22 protein-coding genes and 4 tRNA genes are annotated in these 22081 nt (G+C 59.1%); 20 read left to right on the forward strand and 6 right to left on the reverse strand.

All coding sequences use genetic code 11. The annotated features are described in order from the left end of the window. The first annotated feature begins 221 nt into the window (after positions 1-221). The 15 genes from truA to IB250_RS05590 all read left to right on the forward strand — a co-directional run bounded on the left by truA (position 222) and on the right by IB250_RS05590 (position 13896). Positions 222-1046, forward strand: a complete 825-nt coding sequence (truA, locus tag IB250_RS05520) for a tRNA pseudouridine(38-40) synthase TruA (protein WP_032830732.1) — start codon at positions 222-224, stop codon at positions 1044-1046. A gap of 63 nt (positions 1047-1109) precedes the next feature. Then, positions 1110-1730, forward strand: a complete 621-nt coding sequence (locus IB250_RS05525) for a phosphoribosylanthranilate isomerase (protein ID WP_192343323.1) — start codon at positions 1110-1112, stop codon at positions 1728-1730. A 183-nt stretch (positions 1731-1913) separates the two neighbouring features. Beyond that, entirely contained in the window at positions 1914-2834 is a 921-nt protein-coding gene (gene accD, locus IB250_RS05530) for an acetyl-CoA carboxylase, carboxyltransferase subunit beta (protein WP_007905946.1), read from the forward strand. Next, on the forward strand, positions 2831-4138 hold the full coding sequence (folC, locus tag IB250_RS05535) for a bifunctional tetrahydrofolate synthase/dihydrofolate synthase (protein WP_192343324.1): 1308 nt from the start codon (positions 2831-2833) through the stop codon (positions 4136-4138). Before accD ends, folC begins: the two co-directional genes overlap by 4 nt. Then, positions 4122-4793 (forward strand): SPOR domain-containing protein, encoded by a 672-nt coding sequence (locus IB250_RS05540; RefSeq protein ID WP_192343325.1) that lies wholly within the window; start codon positions 4122-4124, stop codon positions 4791-4793. Before folC ends, IB250_RS05540 begins: the two co-directional genes overlap by 17 nt. A gap of 98 nt (positions 4794-4891) precedes the next feature. Further along, entirely contained in the window at positions 4892-5452 is a 561-nt protein-coding gene (locus tag IB250_RS05545) for a CvpA family protein (RefSeq protein WP_192343326.1), read from the forward strand. A 41-nt stretch (positions 5453-5493) separates the two neighbouring features. Continuing rightward, positions 5494-6999, forward strand: coding sequence for an amidophosphoribosyltransferase (gene purF / locus IB250_RS05550; protein WP_007905939.1), 1506 nt, complete (start codon positions 5494-5496; stop codon positions 6997-6999). Positions 7000-7077: 78 nt separating this feature from the next. Further along, the gene (locus IB250_RS05555) at positions 7078-8289 is read left to right on the forward strand and encodes an O-succinylhomoserine sulfhydrylase (protein ID WP_123498715.1); all 1212 of its coding nucleotides are present in this window, start codon (positions 7078-7080) and stop codon (positions 8287-8289) included. Next, a complete protein-coding gene (locus IB250_RS05560; RefSeq protein WP_007905933.1) occupies positions 8286-9062 on the forward strand; it encodes an SDR family oxidoreductase in 777 nt (258 codons plus the stop codon). The genes IB250_RS05555 and IB250_RS05560 overlap by 4 nt, the downstream gene beginning before the upstream one ends. Positions 9063-9317: 255 nt before the next feature. Further along, positions 9318-9393 (forward strand) — tRNA-Val (locus IB250_RS05565). Positions 9394-9448: 55 nt separating this feature from the next. Further along, positions 9449-9525: transfer RNA gene (locus IB250_RS05570), tRNA-Asp, on the forward strand. Positions 9526-9618: 93 nt separating this feature from the next. Next, positions 9619-9695: transfer RNA gene (locus IB250_RS05575), tRNA-Asp, on the forward strand. A 259-nt stretch (positions 9696-9954) separates the two neighbouring features. Then, positions 9955-10464: a sigma-70 family RNA polymerase sigma factor gene (locus tag IB250_RS05580; RefSeq protein ID WP_192343327.1), complete on the forward strand. Its 510-nt coding sequence runs from the start codon at positions 9955-9957 to the stop codon at positions 10462-10464. Beyond that, a complete protein-coding gene (locus tag IB250_RS05585; RefSeq protein WP_192343328.1) occupies positions 10461-11405 on the forward strand; it encodes a FecR domain-containing protein in 945 nt (314 codons plus the stop codon). Before IB250_RS05580 ends, IB250_RS05585 begins: the two co-directional genes overlap by 4 nt. 67 nt (positions 11406-11472) lie before the next feature. Beyond that, entirely contained in the window at positions 11473-13896 is a 2424-nt protein-coding gene (locus IB250_RS05590; protein ID WP_192343329.1) for a TonB-dependent receptor, read from the forward strand. 116 nt (positions 13897-14012) lie between these two features. Here the strand turns inward: IB250_RS05590 and IB250_RS05595 are convergent, their stop codons facing one another. Beyond that, a complete protein-coding gene (locus IB250_RS05595) occupies positions 14013-15296 on the reverse strand; it encodes an NAD(P)/FAD-dependent oxidoreductase (protein ID WP_192343330.1) in 1284 nt (427 codons plus the stop codon). A gap of 183 nt (positions 15297-15479) precedes the next feature. Here IB250_RS05595 and IB250_RS05600 point away from each other — a divergent pair. The 3 genes from IB250_RS05600 to IB250_RS05610 all read left to right on the forward strand — a co-directional run bounded on the left by IB250_RS05600 (position 15480) and on the right by IB250_RS05610 (position 16856). Further along, positions 15480-15556 (forward strand) — tRNA-Val (locus IB250_RS05600). A 174-nt stretch (positions 15557-15730) separates the two neighbouring features. Next, on the forward strand, positions 15731-16198 hold the full coding sequence (locus IB250_RS05605) for an anti-virulence regulator CigR family protein (protein ID WP_192343331.1): 468 nt from the start codon (positions 15731-15733) through the stop codon (positions 16196-16198). Positions 16199-16376: 178 nt separating this feature from the next. Further along, positions 16377-16856 carry a hypothetical protein gene (locus tag IB250_RS05610; RefSeq protein WP_192343814.1) on the forward strand — a complete coding sequence of 160 codons (480 nt, stop codon included), beginning with the start codon at positions 16377-16379 and terminating at the stop codon, positions 16854-16856. Between the two features lie 53 nt (positions 16857-16909). On the opposite strand, the gene IB250_RS05615 is transcribed toward IB250_RS05610, so the two are convergent. Beyond that, positions 16910-18124 (reverse strand): MFS transporter, encoded by a 1215-nt coding sequence (locus tag IB250_RS05615; protein ID WP_192343332.1) that lies wholly within the window; start codon positions 18122-18124, stop codon positions 16910-16912. A gap of 114 nt (positions 18125-18238) precedes the next feature. On the opposite strand from IB250_RS05615, the gene IB250_RS05620 reads away from it, so the two are divergent. Next, positions 18239-18694, forward strand: a complete 456-nt coding sequence (locus IB250_RS05620) for a DUF2214 family protein (RefSeq protein ID WP_192343333.1) — start codon at positions 18239-18241, stop codon at positions 18692-18694. Between the two features lie 191 nt (positions 18695-18885). On the opposite strand, the gene csrA is transcribed toward IB250_RS05620, so the two are convergent. Then, a complete protein-coding gene (gene csrA, locus IB250_RS05625) occupies positions 18886-19080 on the reverse strand; it encodes a carbon storage regulator CsrA (protein ID WP_007905913.1) in 195 nt (64 codons plus the stop codon). Positions 19081-19329: 249 nt separating this feature from the next. On the opposite strand from csrA, the gene IB250_RS05630 reads away from it, so the two are divergent. Beyond that, on the forward strand, positions 19330-19695 hold the full coding sequence (locus IB250_RS05630) for an SPOR domain-containing protein (RefSeq protein WP_192343334.1): 366 nt from the start codon (positions 19330-19332) through the stop codon (positions 19693-19695). A gap of 73 nt (positions 19696-19768) precedes the next feature. Here IB250_RS05630 and IB250_RS05635 read toward each other — a convergent pair whose 3' ends face one another. From IB250_RS05635 to IB250_RS05645, 3 genes are all read right to left on the reverse strand, one after another. Next, the gene (locus IB250_RS05635) at positions 19769-20458 is read right to left on the reverse strand and encodes an endonuclease (protein WP_008007243.1); all 690 of its coding nucleotides are present in this window, start codon (positions 20456-20458) and stop codon (positions 19769-19771) included. Between the two features lie 4 nt (positions 20459-20462). Continuing rightward, positions 20463-20753, reverse strand: coding sequence for a DUF1654 domain-containing protein (locus IB250_RS05640; RefSeq protein WP_192343335.1), 291 nt, complete (start codon positions 20751-20753; stop codon positions 20463-20465). Between the two features lie 162 nt (positions 20754-20915). Continuing rightward, positions 20916-22004: an asparaginase gene (locus IB250_RS05645; protein WP_192343336.1), complete on the reverse strand. Its 1089-nt coding sequence runs from the start codon at positions 22002-22004 to the stop codon at positions 20916-20918. Positions 22005-22081 lie beyond the last annotated feature (77 nt).

Below are 22081 nucleotides of genomic sequence, written 5' to 3' on the forward strand. Positions count from 1 at the left end.
CGCCGCTTTCGCGAGCAAGCCCGCTCCCACAGTGATCGGGGGTGTCTGCATCATTTGCGCCTGGCACCAATCTCCTGTGGGCGCGGGCTTGCCCGCGATGAGGCCGGAACAGTCCATGGAGATCCCTCTGGCGTCCCCGCCCGACAGCCTTATAATGCATGCCTTTGCGCAGATCAGCAGGCTGTCACCCCTTGGCAAATATAGATAATCCGGCCGCCGAAATGGCGGCCGACGGCTTTTTCCGGATCGCGTTGGGCGTTGAATACAAAGGTTCGCGCTATCGCGGCTGGCAGCGCCAGGCCTCCGGTGTGCTCACGGTGCAGGAAACCCTTGAAAAGGCTTTGTCCAAAGTCGCCGACTCGCCGGTGTCGCTGCTCTGCGCCGGGCGCACTGATGCCGGGGTGCATGCCTGCGGTCAGGTGGTGCATTTCGATACCCAGGTCGAGCGTTCGATGAAGGCCTGGGTGATGGGCGCCAATATCAACTTGCCCCACGACGTCAGCGTCAGTTGGGCGAAGGTCATGCCGGCGCATTTCCATGCGCGGTTCAAGGCGATCGCCAGGCGCTATCGCTACGTGATCTACAACGATCAGATCCGTCCGGCGCACCTGAACGATGAAATTACCTGGAACCACCGCCCGCTGGACGTCGAGCGCATGTCCGAAGCCGCTCAGTATCTGGTCGGTACCCACGACTTCAGTGCATTCCGCGCCGGTCAGTGCCAAGCCAAGTCGCCGATCAAGGAGCTGCATCACCTGCGCGTCACGCGCCATGGCAAAATGATCGTGCTGGATATTCGCGCCAGCGCGTTCCTGCATCACATGGTGCGCAACATCGCCGGAGTTCTGATGACCATCGGCGCTGGCGAGCGTCCCGTGGAGTGGATGAAGGAAGTCCTGGAAAGTCGTATCCGTCGTTCCGGCGGGGTAACGGCCCATCCGTTTGGCCTGTACCTGGTCCAGGTCGAGTACCGCGACGAGTTCGAATTGCCTGAGCGTTACATCGGCCCACACTTCCTTACCGGCTTCTCGGAACTTGACGGCTGACGCCCTCGAACGCTTTTGTTACCATCCGGGACTTTCCCGGATTTGTCCTGAGGTTCTATCGACATGTCAGCCGTTCGCAGCAAAATTTGTGGGATTACCCGCATAGAGGATGCGTTGGCGGCGGTCGAGGCCGGGGCCGATGCCATCGGATTTGTGTTCTACGCCAAAAGCCCGCGAGCCGTGACGTTCCAGCAGGCGAGGGCGATCATCAAGGCCTTGCCGCCGTTCGTGACCACCGTGGGTTTGTTCGTCAATGCCAGCCGCTGCGAGTTGGGGGAAATCCTCGATGCCGTGCCGCTGGACCTGTTGCAGTTCCATGGCGACGAAACCGCGGCTGAGTGCGAAGGCTGGCACCGTCCGTACATCAAGGCGCTGCGGGTCAAGGCCGGTGATGACATCGCAGCGGCTTGCGATGCCTACGCCAGTGCCAGCGGGATCCTGCTCGACACGTACGTCGAAGGTGTTCCCGGCGGAACCGGTGAAGCGTTCGACTGGTCTCTGATACCGCAAGGCCTGAGCAAGCCGATCATCCTGGCGGGCGGCTTGACACCGGACAACGTCGCCGAGGCGATTGCCCGGGTTCGGCCTTACGCGGTAGACGTCAGCGGTGGAGTAGAGGCGAGCAAGGGCATCAAGGATCACGCAAAGATTCAGGCATTCATCAAAGCGGTTGTTGGGGCTTGATGTGACGGCTGGCACACTGCCGCCGTCCACAGGCATGGCTGAGGATATTTGGGGTTGTACGCAGGTCACATCTCGCTGACCCGGCACGCCATCGATCATCGCCACACATATGAATTTAGCTCAAGGGCATACGCGGGGCTGCGAACCAGAGCGTTCGGGCCGCCGGTACTGGAGAAAGAAAGCATGAGCAACTGGTTAGTAGACAAACTGATCCCTTCGATCATGCGTTCCGAGGTCAAGAAGAGCTCGGTGCCTGAAGGTCTGTGGCACAAATGCCCGTCTTGCGAGGCGGTGCTGTATCGTCCGGAGCTGGAAAAGACCCTGGATGTTTGCCCCAAGTGCAACCACCACATGCGTATCGGCGCCCGCGCGCGCATCGACATCTTCCTCGACGCTGACGGCCGTGCCGAACTGGGCGCGGACCTGGAGCCGGTTGACCGTCTGAAATTCCGCGACGGCAAGAAGTACAAGGATCGCCTGACCGCTGCGCAAAAGCAGACCGGCGAAAAAGACGCACTGATCTCCATGAGCGGCACCTTGCTGGGCATGCCGGTCGTGGTGTCGGCCTTCGAATTCTCCTTCATGGGTGGCTCGATGGGCGCCATCGTCGGTGAGCGCTTCGTGCGCGCCGCCAATTACGCCCTGGAAAACCGTTGCCCGATGATCTGCTTCGCTGCCTCCGGTGGTGCGCGGATGCAGGAAGCGCTGATCTCCCTGATGCAAATGGCCAAGACCTCCGCGGTGCTGGCGCGTCTGCGTGAAGAAGGCATTCCGTTCATCTCGGTACTGACTGACCCGGTCTACGGTGGTGTTTCCGCCAGCCTGGCGATGCTCGGCGATGTAATCGTCGGTGAGCCGAAAGCCCTGATCGGTTTCGCCGGTCCGCGCGTTATCGAACAAACCGTTCGCGAAAAACTGCCGGAAGGCTTCCAGCGCAGTGAGTTCCTGCTGGAACACGGCGCGATCGACATGATCATTCACCGTCAGGAACTGCGTCCGCGTCTGGGCAACCTGCTGGCACAAATGATGGGCCTGCCGACGCCAAAATTCGTCGCCGCGCCGATCGAACCGATCGTGGTTCCGCCGGTGCCTGCCAACATATGATCCAACGCACCCTTGGCGAGTGGCTCGCCTACCTTGAACAGTTGCATCCTTCGGCCATCGACATGGGGCTGGAGCGTTCGCAACAGGTAGCGTCTCGCATGGGGCTGGGCAAGCCGGCGCCTCGGGTGATCACGGTCACTGGCACCAACGGCAAGGGTTCTACCTGCGCGTTCGTGGCTTCGTTGCTGCGGGCGCAGGGCCTGAACGTGGGTGTCTACAATTCTCCGCACCTGCTGCGTTACAACGAGCGGGTGCAGGTCAATGGCGTCGAAGCCACTGACGCCCAGCTGTGCGAAGCCTTCGCAGCGGTCGAGGCCGGTCGTGGCGACACTTCCCTGACGTACTTCGAAATGGGCACCCTGGCGGCGTTCTGGCTGTTTCAACAGGCAGGGCTTGATGCGGTGGTGCTGGAAGTGGGCCTGGGCGGGCGTCTGGATACGGTCAACGTGGTGGATGCCGATATCGCGCTGGTCACCAGCATCGGCGTCGATCATGCGGACTATCTGGGCGATACCCGTGAGTCCGTGGCTTACGAAAAAGCCGGCATTTTCCGCCAGGGCGCGCCTGCGCTCTGTGGCGATCTGAATCCCCCTCAGCCTTTGCTGGATAAAGCGCGCGAGCTCAATTGCCCGTTTTTCCTGCGTGGACGCGATTTCGACCTGGGTATCACCGATCACAACTGGCAATGGCGTGGCCTTGATGCTCAAGGGCGTGCAGTCGAGTTGCATGATCTGCCATTGCTCGATCTGCCGATGGAGAACGCCGCCCTGGCGTTGCAGGCTTACCTGCTGCTCGGTTTGCCTTGGGTGGATGCGCAGATTATCGAAGCCCTGAAAGCGACACGCGTGGTCGGTCGTCTCGATCGCCGTCAGTTCGACTGGCAGGGCAAGCGTCTTAATGTGTTGCTGGACGTGGGGCATAACCCCCATGCGGCAGAGTACCTGGCCCGTCGTCTGGCCAGTCGACCACCGGCCGGCAAGCGTCTGGCGGTGTTCGGGTTGTTGGCGGACAAGGATCTGGATGGTGTTGTCGGTGAATTGAATGCTAGTGTCCAGCATTGGGCTGTCGCCCCTCTGGATTCGCCGCGGGCGCGACCCGTTGAGCAGTTGCACGCGGCGTTGCAGAACCTTGGCGCCTCGGTAACGTCTTATGACAGCGTGGCCGCAGCCCTGGAAGGGCAGTGCGCGCAGGCGACGAGCGACGACGAGATTCTGTTGTTCGGATCATTTTATTGTGTCGCCGAGGCCCTTGAATGGCTGGCCCGGCACTCCACGGAGGAAGCGGCAAATGGCTTTGCTGGATAAGGCGTACAAGCAGCGCATGGTCGGTGCCCTGGTGCTGGTAGCGCTGGCGGTGATTTTCCTGCCAATGCTGTTTTCCCGTCAGGACGAACAGCGCCAGGTGAGGGTCGACGCACCGGCTGCACCGCAAGCGCCGGCTGTGCCGCAAGTGCAGGTCGAACCGGTGGTGGTGCCTGAACCGCAGGCATTGCCGCAGGAGCCAGTGCCAAGCGATGAGGAAATTGCCGCGCAGCAAGCGCCTTCGACACCGATTGCGCCAAGTGCGCCAAGTGTTCCCGTGGCCCCGGCGCCACCGGCTGCCAAACCGGTCACGCCACCTCCGGCGCCAGTCGCCAAGCCTGTGCCGACACCTGCCCAGCCAATCGCTGCTGCACCGACCAAGCCGGCAGCCACCCCAAGCCGCGTCGATGCCAATGGCCTGTCGGTCAGTTGGTCGGTTCAACTGGCCAGTCTATCGAGCCGCGAGAGCGCTGAAAGCCTGCAGAAAACCCTGCGCAGCCAAGGCTATAACGCCTATATCCGCTCCGCCGATGGCAAGAATCGGGTGTTCGTCGGGCCGCTGATCGAGCGCGCGGAAGCCGATCGTCTGCGTGACTTGTTGAGTCGCCAGCAGAACCTCAAGGGTTTTGTGGTGCGTTTTCAGCCTGAGCGCGGTTAAAACTATCGCATTGATTTGAAAAGCACTGATAATCTCAGCTTACCGACAGCCATGGGCTCTGCTAAAATGCGCCGCCTTATCTGTCTGTAGGCTGCACTGTGCCATTTACCTGGGTTGACTGGGCGATCGTTGCAATCGTCGCCATCTCCGCTTTGATCAGTCTTAGCCGCGGCTTCGTCAAAGAAGCACTCTCGCTGCTGACCTGGATCATCGCAGGAGCGGTTGCCTGGATGTTTGGTGGTTCATTGTCCGAGTACCTCGGCGGATACATCGAAACGCCATCGGCTCGCGTGATCGCGGGCTGTGCCATCATGTTTGTCGCCACTTTAATCGTGGGCGCAATGATCAATTATCTTATCGGCGAATTGGTTCGCGTCACCGGGCTATCCGGGACCGATCGATTCCTCGGCATGGCCTTCGGCGCCGCGCGTGGCGTGTTGCTGGTGGTCGTGGCGGTCGGGCTGTTGAGCCTGGGGCCGGTACAGCAGGACGGGTGGTGGCAACAATCACAGCTCGTGCCAAAATTTCTATTGGTCGCAGACTGGTCCAAAAACCTGATTCTTGGGTGGAGCAGTCAGTGGCTTGCCAGCGGAATCAGCGTACCCGCTGATATACCGTTCAAGGAGCACCTCTTGCCGACGGCCAAAACGCCTCAGTGAGTTGTGTTCAGTTCAGATCCATTAAGTAGGGGTTGCGTCGCATGTGTGGCATCGTCGGTATCGTCGGTAAGTCGAACGTCAATCAGGCGCTGTATGACGCGCTAACCGTCCTCCAGCACCGCGGCCAGGACGCTGCCGGTATCGTGACCAGCCATGATGGCCGGTTATTCCTGCGCAAGGACAATGGGCTGGTGCGTGACGTGTTCCATCAGCGTCACATGCAGCGCCTGGTCGGCCACATGGGCATTGGCCATGTGCGTTACCCGACCGCGGGCAGCTCGACTTCGGCCGAGGCCCAACCGTTTTACGTCAACTCGCCGTACGGCATTACCCTGGCGCATAACGGTAACCTGACCAACGTTGAACAACTGGCCAAGGAGATTTACGAATCTGACCTACGCCACGTCAACACCAATTCCGATTCGGAAGTGCTGCTCAACGTGTTCGCACACGAGCTGGCCCAGCGCGGCAAGTTGCAGCCGACCGAAGAAGACGTGTTCGCTGCTGTCACCGACGTGCACAACCGTTGCGTCGGTGGTTACGCGGTCGTGGCGATGGTGACCGGTTACGGCATCGTCGGTTTCCGCGATCCGCACGGCATCCGCCCGATCGTTTTCGGTCAGCGTCACACCGATGAAGGCGTCGAGTACATGATCGCCTCCGAAAGCGTTTCGCTGGACGTACTCGGTTTCACCCTGATTCGCGACCTGGCACCGGGCGAAGCGGTCTACATCACTGAAGACGGCAAGCTGCACACCCGTCAGTGCGCGACCAACCCGTCGCTGACTCCGTGCATTTTCGAGCACGTTTATCTGGCGCGTCCGGACTCGATCATCGACGGCGTCTCGGTCTACAAGGCCCGCCTGCGCATGGGCGAGAAGCTTGCCGAGAAGATCCTGCGCGAGCGTCCGGATCACGACATCGATGTGGTCATCCCGATTCCGGACACCAGCCGCACCGCGGCCCTGGAGCTGGCGAACCACCTGGGCGTCAAGTTCCGCGAAGGCTTCGTGAAGAACCGCTACATCGGCCGGACCTTCATCATGCCGGGTCAGGCTGCACGGAAAAAATCCGTACGCCAGAAGCTCAACGCCATCGAGCTGGAGTTCCGCGGCAAGAACGTGATGCTGGTGGATGACTCCATCGTTCGCGGCACCACCTGCAAGCAGATCATCCAGATGGCTCGCGAAGCCGGCGCCAAAAACGTCTATTTCTGCTCCGCGGCACCGGCTGTGCGTTACCCGAACGTCTACGGCATCGACATGCCGAGCGCTCACGAGTTGATCGCCCACAACCGTTCGACCCAGGACGTGGCTGATCTGATCGGCGCTGACTGGTTGATCTATCAGGACTTGCCTGACTTGATCGAAGCGGTCGGTGGCGGCAAGATCAAGATCGAGAAGTTCGATTGCGCGGTGTTCGACGGCCAGTACGTCACCGGCGACGTCGACGAGGCTTACCTGAACAAGATCGAGCAGGCACGCAACGATGCCTCCAAGGTCAAGACCCAGGCAGTCAGTGCGATCATTGATCTGTACAACAACTGAGTAACTACCGGCCCCTAGGGGCCGGTTTTGTATCTACTAAAGACTCTCTAAATCAAGAGCAGGGCAAGGAGTGACAGCATGAGTCAGGATTGGGATGCCGGTCGGCTGGACAGCGACCTCGAAGGCGTAGCGTTCGATACCCTGGCCGTACGCGCCGGTCAGCACCGCACGCCGGAAGGCGAACACGGTGATCCGATGTTCTTCACTTCCAGCTACGTATTCCGTACCGCCGCCGACGCGGCCGCGCGCTTTGCTGGCGAAGTGCCGGGTAACGTTTACTCGCGCTACACCAACCCGACCGTGCGCGCGTTCGAAGAGCGCATTGCCGCGCTGGAAAGCGCCGAACAAGCCGTAGCTACCGCGACCGGTATGGCCGCGATCATGGCGGTGGTGATGAGTCTGTGCAGCGCCGGCGACCATGTTCTGGTCTCGCGTAGCGTGTTCGGCTCGACCATCAGCCTGTTCGAAAAGTACTTCAAGCGCTTCGGCATCGAAGTCGATTACGTGCCCCTGGCGGACTTGTCCGGCTGGGATGCGGCAATCAAGGCCAATACCAAATTGCTGTTCGTCGAGTCGCCGTCCAATCCGTTGGCCGAACTGGTGGATATCAAGGCGCTGTCGGAAATTGCTCACGCCAAAGGCACGATGCTGGTGGTCGACAACTGCTTCTGCACCCCTGCGTTGCAGCAACCGCTGAAGCTGGGCGCGGACATCGTTGTGCACTCGGCGACCAAGTTCATCGATGGCCAGGGCCGTTGCATGGGCGGCGTTGTGGCTGGTCGTAGCGAGCAGATGAAAGAAGTCGTCGGTTTCCTGCGTACTGCCGGGCCGACCCTGAGCCCGTTCAACGCCTGGATCTTCCTCAAAGGTCTGGAAACGCTGAGCCTGCGCATGAAGGCGCACTGCGCCAATGCCCAGCAACTGGCCGAGTGGCTGGAGCAGCAGGACGGTATCGAGAAGGTCCATTACGCGGGCCTCAAGAGCCATCCGCAGCATGAGCTGGCCCAGCGTCAGCAGAAGGGTTTCGGTGCGGTCGTGAGTTTCGAGGTCAAGGGTGGCAAAGAGGGCGCCTGGCGCTTTATCGATGCGACGCGCCTGATCTCCATTACCGCCAACCTGGGCGACAGCAAAACCACCATCACGCACCCGAGCACCACCTCTCACGGCCGTCTTGCGCCGCAAGAGCGTGAAGCGGCAGGGATCCGTGACAGCCTGATCCGCATCGCGGTCGGTCTGGAAGATGTGGCAGACCTGCAAGCCGATCTGGCGCGCGGGTTGGCTGCCTTGTGATCGAGTTATCGACGCCGACCACGGGTACCCATGGCCGCGTCGCGCTGGTCACCGGTGCCGCGCGCGGCATCGGTCTGGGGATCGCGGCCTGGCTGATCAGCGAAGGCTGGCAAGTGGTGCTGACCGATCTGGATCGTGAGCGCGGTTCGAAAGTGGCGAAGGTGCTTGGCGAAAACGCCTGGTTCATCGCCATGGACGTCGCGAATGAAGCGCAGGTGGCGCTGGGGGTGGCCGAGGTGCTCGGGCAGTTCGGGCGTCTGGATGCGCTGGTGTGCAATGCCGCGGTGGCCGACCCGCACAACATCACCCTGGAAAGCCTCGATCTGGCCTACTGGAACCGGGTGTTGGCGGTAAACCTAAGCGGGCCGATGCTGTTGGCCAAGCACTGCGCGCCGTACCTGCGCGCTCACAGCGGCGCCATCGTCAATCTGGCCTCGACCCGTGCCGGCCAGTCAGAACCCGACACAGAGGCTTATGCGGCGAGCAAGGGCGGCCTGTTGGCCCTGACTCACGCCTTGGCCATCAGCTTAGGGCCGGAGATTCGCGTCAATGCGGTCAGCCCAGGCTGGATCGACGCGCGAGACCCTGCGGCACGGCGTGCCGAACCGCTGACCGACGCCGATCATGCCCAGCATCCGGCGGGCAGGGTAGGGACGGTCGAGGACGTGGCGGCGATGGTGGCGTGGTTGCTGTCCAAGAACGCCGGGTTCGTCACGGGCCAGGAGTTCGTGGTCGATGGTGGCATGACCAAGAAAATGATTTACAGCGAGTAATAGGGCGGGGTGCGGTCTCCAGCATTGATGTTGAATGTGCCGCCATCATCGCGAGCAGGCTCGCTCCCACATTAGAAAGCATGTTGTCTGAATAAACGCGGTCCCCTGTGGGAGCGAGCCTGCTCGCGAAAGCGGTCTGACGGTTGCTGACCTCGTTCGGAATGACACTATTTTGTCTTTTTCAGAAAAACTTCAAGCAGGGTATTGACTTAGCTTCGGTACCTGCGTAAATTTCGCGGCCTCGGAGATGCAAACGGGTGATTAGCTCAGCTGGGAGAGCGTCTGCCTTACAAGCAGAATGTCGGCGGTTCGATCCCGTCATCACCCACCACTTCCGAGAGTCTTGCGAAAGCAAGATGGAAGCTTTTAAAAGCCTCCACCGACGCGCAGCGGTAGTTCAGTCGGTTAGAATACCGGCCTGTCACGCCGGGGGTCGCGGGTTCGAGTCCCGTCCGCTGCGCCATATTTTCCGAGTCAGGTTTACCTGGCTCGAGATTGAAAAGCCTCGAAGCTTTCCAGTCAGACGAGTTACTTGGGCGAAAGTCCAAAGCGATACGCAGCGGTAGTTCAGTCGGTTAGAATACCGGCCTGTCACGCCGGGGGTCGCGGGTTCGAGTCCCGTCCGCTGCGCCATATCTGCCTCAAGGCCCACTGAACGCCTTGGAGCTACGAAGCAAGTCGCTGGTTAAGCCAGTGTCTGTTACGAGTCGATAGCAAAAACCCTGGTCGAAAGACCGGGGTTTTTTGTGTCTGCGATTTGGCTTTTCCTCTCTCATGTCCTTCCCGCCCAACCTTTCTGCGCCCCAATTGCATAAAGGACTTGGTTCACAGCTCCGACATTAATTAGAATCACTCTCATTTACGATAACTCCTTGGCACAGGGCTTCTTGAGATGAGTGATGCAGCGATGCCGAAGGAGCAAACCTTCCACGACCTGTACCGCGATCACCGTGGCTGGCTGGAAGGCTGGTTGAGAAGACGCATGGGTAATGGCTGTGATGCGGCGGACCTGAGCCAGGATACGTTCCTGCGTTTGCTCGCCAGCTCTCAACGAATCGCCGACCTGCAAGAGCCCCGTGCCTATCTGCTGACCGTGGGCAGACGCCTGCTGAGTAATTTCTATAAACGTCGAAGCCTCGAGCAGGCTTATCTGACGGCACTGGCGGCGTTGCCGGAAGACTGTGTGCCGTCGCCCGAGCAGCGCTGGTTGTTGCTCGAAACCCTGCAAGCCCTGGATGAACTGCTCGATGGACTGCCGGCGGCGGTGCGTAGGGCGTTTCTCTGGAGTCAGCTGGAAGGCCTGAACTATCAGCAAATCGCCGAGCGCCTGCAGGTATCGGAGCGCACGATCAAACGCTACATGGCGCAAGCCTATGAGCATTGCTTGTTGGTGGAACTGTGAACAGTTCAGTGCCCGATGCCCGTCAGGCAGTGCGAGCTGCCGCGCAGTGGCTTGCCTTGCTGGAGTCTGGAAGTGCCAATGAGCGGGATCGTGCGAATCTGCAGCGTTGGCGCGACAGTTGCGTCAGTCACGAGCAGGCTTGGCAGAAGGCTCAAGCCTTGCGTCAGCGGTTTGCCGATCTGCCTTCAGCGTTGGCGCTCAAAAGTCTGGATCGCCCCGATCCGGGTCGGCGTATGGCGCTCAAGCGTGCATTGGGTGCGGTGGCGTTGGTGCCGGCGGCTTGGCTGATCAGCCGACAGTTGCCACTGGATGTCTGGCGAGCCGATCTGCATACGGCCACCGGGGAGCGCAAACAGGTACAGCTCGCTGATGGCAGTTCCTTGCAACTCAACACGGCCAGTGCCGTCGATGTGGATTTGCAGAGCCGTCGCTTGAAGCTGATTGAGGGCGAACTGTCGCTGAAGGTGCCGAGTGCGTCGCCGCTGACGATTCAAACGAAGTTTGGACAGGTCATCGTCAGCCAAGGCGAAGTCTGTGTTCGTCAGCAAGCGCGCGGTTGCCGCGTGTCGGTGTACAACGGCGCCGTGCAATTGCAGCCCTTGCAGGGGCTGGCGTTGGCCTTGCGCAGGGGGCAGCAACTCAGTCTTCAGGCAACCGGTGTCGGGCCGATCAGCCCATTCGATGTGCTTGCGCCGGGTTGGCGAGAGGGCGTGCTGATGGCGAAAAACCAGCCGCTGGGAGATTTCCTGCGCGAACTCGGCACTTATCGACCGGGTGTGCTGCGTTGGGAGCCGGAGCTTGAAGCGTTGCGGGTCACCGGCAGTTTCCGCCTGGACGACACCGATCGCGTCCTCGCGTTGCTCGCGGCCAGTCTGCCGCTGGAGGTGCATTCACGTACCCGTTATTGGGTGACGTTGCTGCCGCGCAAAAATAGTGTGTGAAGCCTGTCCCCTTTTTTCGACTCGCTTGTCATTCAAGGCATGTGAACGAATCAAGAGAGCTATTTCAATGCCCGCAGTAATACCTTGCTGTCCGCGTCCGGTTTCTTCCCGCCTGCGTCCGTTGTTGCACCTGAGCCTGTTGCTGGGCCTGAGTGCCAGTCCGTTGTTCATCACAGCCAGTTGGGCCGAAGACAGTGCCCGGCGCAATTATCAGGTGCCTGCCGGCAGCCTGAGCGATGCGCTGACCCGCTTCGCCGGTCTGTCTGGCGTCAATCTCTCGGTAGACCCGGCGCTGGTGGGTGGTCGCACCAGTCCTGGTCTTTCCGGCGAATTCGCGGTCGAGGAGGGCTTTGCCCGGCTATTGCAGGGTTCTGGTCTGCAGTTGCAGCCGGTGGGCGAACAGGCCTACATCCTGACCCCGGCGCCAGAAGGCAGCAGCCTGCAACTGGCCCCCACCTCGATTCTCGGTGCCACGGGCGGGGCGGACGGCGAGGTGTATGCCGGAGGTCAGGTCGCGCGCCGAGGTTCGCAAGGCTTGTTGGGCTCGAAAGACTTCATGGAAACGCCGTTCAGCATGACCACCTACACCGGCGAGGCGGTCAAAAACCTGCAGGCTCGTACCTTGGGCGACCTGATCGCCAGTGATCCTTCGGTTCGCGCCACCAACCCGGCGGGTGGGCGTTATGAGCAGTTCACCATTCGCGGGCTCAGCCTGTTCAACAGTGATGTCGCCTACAACGGTCTCTACGGCGTCCTGCCGACCTATACGATCGACATGGAGATGGCCGACCGCGTCGACATCATCAAAGGCCCGAGCCAGCTCATCAATGGCATCTCGCCGCGGGGCAGTGTGGGTGGCGGGATCAACGTGGTGCCCAAGCGCGCGACCGACAAGCCCATCACTTCGTTCACCGGTAGCTACGCTTCCGACAACCAGGTCGGCGGTGCTGTGGATGTCGGTCGGCGCTTTGGTGAGGACAATAAATTCGGTATTCGTTTCAACGGCGTGAAGCAGTCCGGCGACACCGAGTGGGATCACCAGAGTGTCGATCGCGAGATGGCCGTGCTGGGCCTGGATTTTCGCGGTGAACGCCTGCGACTCTCGACGGACATCGGGCGCACCGAGCGTGATACCGACGCCCCTCAGGAGCGCGTGCAGGTCGGCGCCAATGCCAAGGTGCCGAATGCGAACGATGTGCGCGACAACTATGCGCAGCCCTGGAGCAAGGCGAGTACCAACGACACGTTCGGGGTGGTGAACGGCGAATTCGATGTCAGCGATTCTGTCATGCTGTACGGCGGTGTGGGCGCGCGTAAAAGCAACCATGACTTCCTCCGGCATGCCGTTGCGGTCACCAACGACGCCGGCGATTTCAGCGTCCAGCCGCGTGACTTCACCCGTGACGAAAATGTCCGGACGGCCACGGCAGGGGTGCGCAACTGGTTTCATACCGGCCCGGTGAGCCATGAAGTCAATCTGGCCGCCAGCTATTTCTACATGGACTTCGAAAATGGCGGCGCCCGTTATGCCGCGGCCCGCAGCAACCTCTACGACCCCGTGGAAACACCAACACCTGTCAGACCCACTCGACTCGATTCGAAGGTCTACACCGAAAACCGCTTCAGCGGCGTGGCGTTGTCCGACACTCTGGGCTTCTTCGATGACCGGCTTTTGCTGACCCTCGGCGCCCGCTGGCAGCGTGTGAAGGTTGATGACTGGACGGATGATGTCAAAGGCGCCACGGCCTACGATGAAGAAAAGGTATCGCCGTCGGGGGGCATCCTGTTTAAGGCAACCGATAAGCTGTCGCTGTATGCCAACTACATGGAGGGCCTGAGCCAGGGCAAGATCGCGCCGTCGACCTCTGTGAACGAGGACGAGATATTCCCGCCGTTCATCAGCCGTCAGGTCGAGGTTGGCGCCAAGTATGACGCGGGTGCGTTCGCCGTGACTGCCGCGGTGTTCCGGATCAAGCAGCCGGCCTATGAGACCAACGCCACGACGCGGGTTTTCGGCCCGAACGGCAAACGTGAGAACACGGGTGTGGAACTGAGTGTGTTCGGTGAACCGCTCGATGGTTTTCGTCTGCTCGGCGGTGTCATGTATATCGACAGCGAGTTGACCAATACCACCAATGGCACCTATGACGGCAACCGGGCACCGGCCACGCCGAAATACAACGTCAACCTGGGCGCCGAGTGGGATGTACCGACCATGCAGGGCCTGACCCTGACCAGCCGCGGCCTCTATTCCAGCTCGCAGTATCTGGACCAGTCCAACAACAAGGAAATCGACGCTTGGGAGCGTTTCGACGTGGGTGCGCGCTATGCGTTCAAGGTCGACGAAAAGAACATCACCCTGCGTGCCAATGTCGAGAACGTGGCGGACAAACGCTACTGGAGTTCGGCCGGGGCCTCGGATGACAGCGAGCCTGGCTTGACGCTCGCGACACCGCGCACCTACCTGCTTTCAGCGACAGTCGACTTCTGAATCAGCGAAGGGGCGCGTTCAGCTAATGCCAGAGAATGAACCGCTTTCGTAGGAGTCAGGCTTACCGGCGAAGGCGTACGGAATGACGCCTTCGCTGGCACCTTTACCTCTATCGATCAGTATCCGAACTTGTCCCGCAATCCGTAATACCAGGCGCCCAATGCAGCGAATGGTGTACGCAGCAATTGCCCGCCAGGGAATGGGTAGTGGGGCAGGTCGGCAAAGGCGTCGAAGCGCTCGGCCTGGCCACGCAATGCTTCGGCCAGTACCTTGCCCGCCAGGTGCGTATACGTTACGCCATGGCCGCTGCAACCCTGGGAATAGTAGATGTTGTCGCCCAGCCGTCCGACCTGGGGAAGTCGCGACAGGGTCAGCAGGAAATTGCCGGTCCAGGCGTAATCGATTTTCACGTCCTTGAGCTGCGGGAAGGCCTTGAGCATCTTCGGTCGAATGATCGCCTCGATGTTCGCCGGATCGCGTGCGCCATAGACCACACCGCCGCCGAAAATCAGGCGTTTGTCAGCGCTCAGGCGGTAGTAGTCGAGCAGGTAGTTACAGTCTTCGACGCAATAGTCCTGAGGCAACAGGCGCTTGGCCAATTCATCGCCCAAGGGTTCGGTGGCGATCACTTGAGTCCCGCAGGGCATCGACTTGGCCGCCAGCTCCGGCACGAGGTTGCCGATGTACGCGTTGCCGGCGACGATGATGAATTTGGCCCTGACCTTGCCTTGAGGCGTATGCACTACCGGATTGGCGCCGCGCTCGATGCGCACCGCTGGCGACTGCTCGTAAATAGTGCCACCCAACGACTCCACGGCTGCTGCCTCGCCGAGGGCAAGGTTGAGCGGATGCATATGCCCGCCGCTCATGTCGAGCATGCCGCCGACGTATTGATCGCAAGCCACCACTTCGCGGATGCGACGCTGATCCAGCAACTCAAGTTGCGTGTGACCAAAACGCTCCCACAGCCGTTTCTGGGATTCCAGATGGCCCATCTGCTTGGCAGTAATGGCGGCGAACACGCCGCCGTCCTTCAAGTCGCACTGGATGTTGTATTTGACCACCCGCTCACGAATGATCCGCCCACCCTCGAACGCCATTTGCCCCAATAGCTGAGCTTGCTTGGGGCCGACACTGCGCTCGATCACATCGATATCGCGGCTGTAGCTATTAACGATCTGGCCACCGTTGCGCCCTGATGCGCCAAATCCCACTTTGGCGGCTTCCAGGACCGTTACCCGAAAACCGCTCTCCAGCAAAAACAGGGCAGAGGACAGGCCGGTATAACCGGCGCCGATGACACAGACATCAGTCTCTACATCATCCTGCAAGGCCGGGCGCGGCGGCGCTACATTGGCCGACGCAGCGTAATAGGACTCTGGGTAGGGAGTGTTCGCCATCCTGCAGCCTCTGTTTAATATATTTTACGAGTGCATCGATCCTACCCGAGTTAAAAAACGACCGCCAGCCAGCGGAAAATCTTCTTTGCCACAGCAAAATTAAATATTTTGCATATTCATAGGGTTAGGTGAAAAAAAGGTGTTGACACCCCTTCGGAATTCCGTAGAATGCCGCCTCACAGCAGGCACGTAGCTCAGTTGGTTAGAGCACCACCTTGACATGGTGGGGGTCGTTGGTTCGAGTCCAATCGCGCCTACCAAACAAAATCCGCTCTGCTGGGCGGTCTAGAAGGGCTCACCGAAAGGTGGGCCCTTTTTTGTTGTCGATTTAACTTGAGCCGATGGCGCCACCTCCAGCGAACAGAGTTTCTGAACTAACACAGCCATAACCGTCTATACATTGCAGGGGGCATCCCCTTTCTGAGAGAACGGATATGTTTAGATCTCGCTCGTTGATTGCCGCTATGACGTGTCTTGCCTTGGCGTCCGGTTCAATGACTGCATTGGCCGACCCGGGAAACGGGAAGGGCCAGGGAAGCGGCAAGGGAAATCCACAAAACATCCAGGACCATGGCAACGCCAGCCATGGAAACAAAGGCAAAGGTTCAGGGGGTGACGATTGGAGTCACGGCCCGAGCATCAACCACGGAAGTGTCCTCGGTATCCTGGGTGGTTATCGCGACTACTGGAGCCCCGGGCCCGCCTTGCCACCCGGCATTCAAAAAAACCTCGCCCGTGGAAAACCGCTACCGCCGGGGATCGCCAAAAAACTCGATGGCCGATTGCTCGGCAGGCTTCCGCATTACGATGGCTACGAGTGGCGCCAGGCTGGCACTGATTTGATATTGGTAGCGATCGCTACCGGAATCATCTATGAAGTTCTCAATGGCGCGTTCGATTGATATGAAAGCGACAAATTCCAACCGCTCCCTCGCCGCATAGCGATTGGCAAAATTACGGGAAGCAATGTGCATTGTTCGATAACTGCACATTGCCTGCCCGCTGGTCGCCAACCTTTGAACTGTGTGGCGCCGAAACAGTCAATTACTCCGTGCGATATCAACCTCACGGAACCCACCCATGTTATTAAAAAACAAGAGTTTTGCAGCTGTCATGTCCTGCGTGCTGATGCTTGCAGCCGCCCCATTATTGCCCGCTGATCTGTCCATCATGAGTTCCGCCTACGCGAAGGATGGTGGCGGTGGCGGTGGTGGTAACGGCGGTGGCAATGGCGGCGGTAACGGTGGTGGTAACGGCGGCGGTCATGGTGGCGGCGGTAATTCCGGCCATTCTGGCGGCGTCAGCAGCAATGGTCACGGCGCAGGCTTAAGTAGCGATCATGAAGGCAAAGCCGTCCGCGACCATGGTCTCAGTGGCAACCACTACGGTAGCGATCGTAACGGTGATCGCGGCCGTGGTTCAGTCACTTCGGGCATTGCCCACTCCAAGGATACGCGAGGAGTGGCGAAGGCCTCTGCCATTTCGGCCTCCAGGCCTGGCGATAACAACACGAAAGGGTTGAGCAACGCTCGCACTTCGATTTCAAAAAGAACGCATTGAGTCAAAGGCTCTCAAGCCGGGTATCCATCAGGAGCCCGGTTTTTTTGCGCCCGCTATTTACCAATTGAATCGGGCAGTGGGACAGCAGTTGCATTGCTCGCCCTGGCGAAAAGCACCACGCCCACCCCGATCAAGCCAGTGATCACCGCCAGCAGCAGAATGACTTTCTGTACTCCCAGAGGGGCGGCCAACAAGGCGATCAGCAATCCGGCCAATGGTTGAGAAAGATTGTTCAGCAAGGTAATGACGCCCACGGTCTTGCCGAAGTCCTTGGGCGGAATCACCCGCTGGCGGATGCTGCGTATGTATACGTTGAACATCTTGTCGAAACCGACAATCAGCAGGAAGCCGATGGCATACTCCCAAGCGTTCGGACTGAAGGCAGTGGTCAGAGCGCCGGCGGCAATCATCGTATAAGAAACGACTCCCAGTACTCTCATCGGTAAGGTCACCCGCGCCAGGAAGAACAGAATGACGATGGTGGTCACCGCCCCGGCGGCTTGCAGTCCTGCATAAAAGTCTTTGCTGGCGCTGTATTGGCCGATCACCATGGCTGCTGATGTGGCCAGGGTGATGCCGATGATCAGGTTCACGCCCACCGCCAGGCTGATCACCTTCTGCAGTTCCGCCAGGTCGCGAATATGCCCGTATGCAATGCGTAGCGGTTGCAGCCAGATGTCCTGATGTTGCTCGAATGACTCCAGAGTGATCGAGCTGGTGCGTTGCCAGATCAACATCGCCAGATCAGCTAGCAGAAACAGCCCGGCAATCCCCAGCACCACCCAGTGCCACGCCCAGACTTCCAGCATCAGCGCCGCGATCAGTGGGCCAAGCACCAGCCCGGCCTGATCGGCGATCTGCGAATAGGAGAGGGTCTTGGTGTAGGTGTATTGCTTGAAAATGTAGGGCATGACCACTTCGCGGGCCATGATGCCCTGGGTGGTCAGCACGCCGCACAGCACGGACAGAATCACGATCCAGTAGATGCCATCAAACACACCATACAGTGCCACGGCTGCGACGCAGGCCGCTGCACGGTAGACCTGGCTGATGTGCAGGATGCGAATGGGCGAAAACTTGTCGCACAGTGCACCGCATACGGGAAATGCCAGAAAGCGCGGCAACGACTCGGCAAAAAAAGCCAGGCCGGCCAAAGCGACACTGTTGGTGGTCTGAAAGACAATCAGCGGGACGATGAACAGCAGGATCTGGTCAGCCAGCCGGGACAGGAACAGCGAGATAAAGAAAGCCAGGTAATCCTTACGCATAGTGACCTCATGTCGATGGCGGTGTATCAGCGGAACCACGTGCTTTTGGGCAAATATCCTCCGATGAACTACTACTGTAGGGCTGTTTCAACTTCGTCTGTAAGGAGTATGTCGATGCTGGCTCACTGGTTTCTGGCGGTGATTCACCTCTTGGCCTTTTCGCTAGGCTTCTGGGCGGTACTGACCCGCGGTACGGCTTTACGTCGTCTGATTGCCGGGACAGGGGAGGCACGCAGCGTTTTGGTTGCGGATAATCTGTGGGGGATCTCTGCAGTCATTCTCTTGGTCACGGGAGGGATGCGAGCTTTTGGTGGGTATGAAAAAGGCACTGATTACTATCTTCACCAACCGCTGTTTCATCTCAAAATGACGCTCTTCGTCCTTATCCTGTTGCTTGAAATTGCGCCGATGGTGACGCTGATCAAATGGCGGATTGCGCTGGGGCGTGGGGCGGCTATCGATACCGGGCGCGCAACGCTGTTTGCCCGTATCAGTCATATCGAAGCGCTGCTACTGGTGCTGATGGTCGTAGCTGCCACGGGCATGGCGCGTGGGGTAACGTTTGGTTAGCCAGGAATGAGGAAGCTCTTTCTCGCTGCAAATCCGAAACGTCTGACAGTCATGGCATGAGATGGGCGGTAGTATCGGCTCCACGTTGCGGCGGTATCGCAAAGAGGCTGGGCAGAGGGCGATGCGGTGCTTGAATCTTTAGCCAGCCGTTATTCGAGGCAGAATGGGCTGGCTACTGACCACAGCAGGATTCAGGGTGTTTGCGGTTTGTCTGGGGCGGTCAGGCCGGCCTGAATGCGTTGGTAGATTTCTTCGCGATGCACCGCAACGTCTTTCGGGGCGTTGATGCCAATCCTGACTTGCTGGCCGCTAACGCCCAGAATGGTGATCGTAATATTGTCACCGATGTTTATGCTTTCACCGACTTTGCGGGTGAGTATCAGCATGGTTTTCTCCTTGATTGCTTTGTGGGGCACCTGATTCGGACAGTGCAGAGGTCGGTATAGGTATAGATTAGTGCGAAGTCTCGCAGTTTGGGTGCCTCTTTCTGACGCGCAGATGCTGCATTAATTCCCAAGGCGTAACTATACAGAGGCCGCAACCATCATTCTCGTTGTTTTGCGCCCATTTTGCGGCGCTCGAGCAGGATCCATGAGTGTTAAAATCGCCGCTTTCAGCATTCAGAGGGAAGCGTTGTGCGCAAAATGGCCTTGGTAATCGCAGTATTGACGTTGGCCGGGTGCGGTGAAGGTAAGGGGGTTGACGCTCAAAAGCCGCAACCGGCAGTCGCCTCCGTGCCCGCAGCGACAACCGGTCCACAATGGGACGTCGAGGTACGCGGCGAAACCCCCCAGGCGGTCAGCGACCTGAGCGGCTGGTTGATTGAGCATAGCTTCGTTTCCAGCGTCATCAGGGAGAACGGAAAGGTTCGTATCCTGATAGGGCCGTTCAATTCGAAAACCGAGGCACAAGACAAGCAAGCTGAGGTGACGGCAGCGCTCACCCGGGCAAAGAAAAGGAATATCGAGGCGCTGGTGGTCGAACATCCGACGGCTCAATAAACAAAAACAGCGGTTAGAAACGAACAAAGGCCTGAGGTGTGATGCTCCAGGCCTTTGTGTTTTCAGCGGCCGGTCAGCCGCAGGTTTTCATGTCCACCGGGCCGACAAACTCGTTGCCGCGCCCCATCACGCACGCAACGCTCTGATTGCGTTGACGTTCCCAGGCCTGTACCGGATAGGTTTTATTCCAGGCTTCATACAGTTGCCGATCCTGTTTTGACAGGCGCAAGCCGTATTGCTTACTCATGTAGAAATAAGTCCGGGCGATCATGCCGCGAATGGAAGGACGGGGCATGACCTTCTTCGCCTTGAAGTCGACCTGTGTCAGGCACGAACCGTATTGACCGGTTTGCACGGGCAACCAGCCGAAGCTGAAGTTGCTGCGATCTCCATTCACCTCGCCGATGCTCGGCACCAGATTGTGCAGATCGGCCTCGGCTTTCTGATAGGTCGGGTCGTACCGTGTGCAGTTCTTGCGACCGCCTTGTTGCCAGCATTCGCGCTGATGGCCGATCTGCCAGGCCGGGACAATGTGTTCCCACTCGATGCGCGAGGCTCGTTTGGCGTTTTTGCGCGGCACATAGCCGCAGGCGGCCAAGTCCACGCGGTTGCCGGTGTATTTGCAGCCGCAATAAAACTCGGTGGATTGCGGCGCGTACAACTTCCACGCGACTTTCTTGGCTTCGTTGAAGGTGCGTGGGGCGCCAGCCTGGGCGCCGAGGGTGATGAACAGCAGCAGTAAAGCAAACCAGCGGACACTCATTGACTCAGTCTTCCTTTGGCACAACCCAGAAAATCTGCACACCGCCATCGTCGCGATGGGCGAGGGTGACGTTATCGTTCTCGTCGATTTCTTCGAGCAAGCGTTCCCACTCATCCACCGGTTCATCTGGAAGACGGAAGATCAGTGCCGCTTTGGCTTTTTGAGCGGTGGGGGAATTGATGATTTTCTGAACGCGCATACCCAGGCGTTCATAGGTATCAGGAGAGACAGAGGTAGTGGCCACGGAATTATCCTTATTAAGCTGTACGGGCATACAGTATTTAACTGTAAGCATTTTCGCAACTGCTTAAAATTCAAGAAAATCCTCTGACAGTAGTTTTTTCCGCTTGGTGTAGGACGATGGGAAATTTTTTATCGGAATAGGTCGTGAACCACTCACCAAGGCTGGCGAGTGGTGGCAGCGATGCCCGACCAGAACAGGTCGGGCGAGGGCGGATCAGTATTCCCAGAACATCCGTTGCAGCTCTTTGCTGTCGTTGGTCTTGGTCAGCGCGACCATGGCCAGGATGCGGGCTTTTTGCGGGTTCAGGTCGTTAGCCACAACCCAGTCGTACTTGTCGTCAGGCTGTTCGGCGTTACGCAGTACGAAACCACCGGCGTTGACGTGGGAAGAACGAATGATATGTACGCCGTCCTTGCGCAGGGCTTGCAGGGCGGGAACCACGCGGGACGAGACCGAGCCATTGCCGGTACCGGCGTGGATGATGGCTTTGGCGCCCGATTGAGCCAGGGCTTTGTAGGCGGTGTCGCTGACGTTGCCATAGGAATAGGCGATTTCGACGTCGGCCAGGCTCTTGATGGTTTTGATGTCGAATTCCGAATCCATGGTGTGGCGCTTGGCTGGCAAGCGGAACCAGTAGGATTTGCCTTCGACCACCATGCCCAGTGGGCCCCAGGCACTTTTGAATGCCTCGGTCTTGATGTTGATCATTTTGCTGACATCGCGACCCGACTGGATTTCATCGTTCATGGTCACCAGTACGCCTTTGCCGCGTGCGTCTTTACTGCTGGCCACGGCGACGGCGTTGTACAGGTTCAGCATGCCGTCGGCCGACATGGCGGTGCCAGGGCGCATAGAGCCTACGACGATGATCGGCTTGTCGGTTTTTTCCACCAGATTGAGGAAGTAAGCGGTTTCTTCCAGCGTGTCGGTGCCGTGGGTGATGACAATGCCATCGACGTCTTTGCTGTCGGCCAGTTCAGCCACGCGACGGCCCAGTTGCAGCAGGTTGTCGTTGGTGATGCTTTCGGACGCGATCTGCATGACCTGTTCGCCGCGAACGTTGGCCAATTGGCTCAGTTCCGGAACCCCTGCGATCAACTGTTCGATACCGACTTTCGCCGCTTGATAGGTGGCGCTGTTGGCGGCACTGGCACCCGCGCCGGCAATGGTGCCGCCAGTGGCCAGGATCACCACGTTTGCCAATTTCTGTTGGGTTTCGACTTCTTTTGCCTGAAGGGCGGTGGGCAGAAGCAATAGCAGGGCCAAAGCGCCCGGAATAAAAGTGTTGAAGGCAGATTTCATTATTGTTTTCTCTCGTAGTGAAACGTTGCGGATGCAGGTTCATCTAGACACGCCCCCAAGCAGATCTGAACGCCGGG

Origin of the sequence: Pseudomonas sp. PDM09 (genome assembly GCF_014852305.1) — a bacterium.
GTDB lineage: Bacteria > Pseudomonadota > Gammaproteobacteria > Pseudomonadales > Pseudomonadaceae > Aquipseudomonas.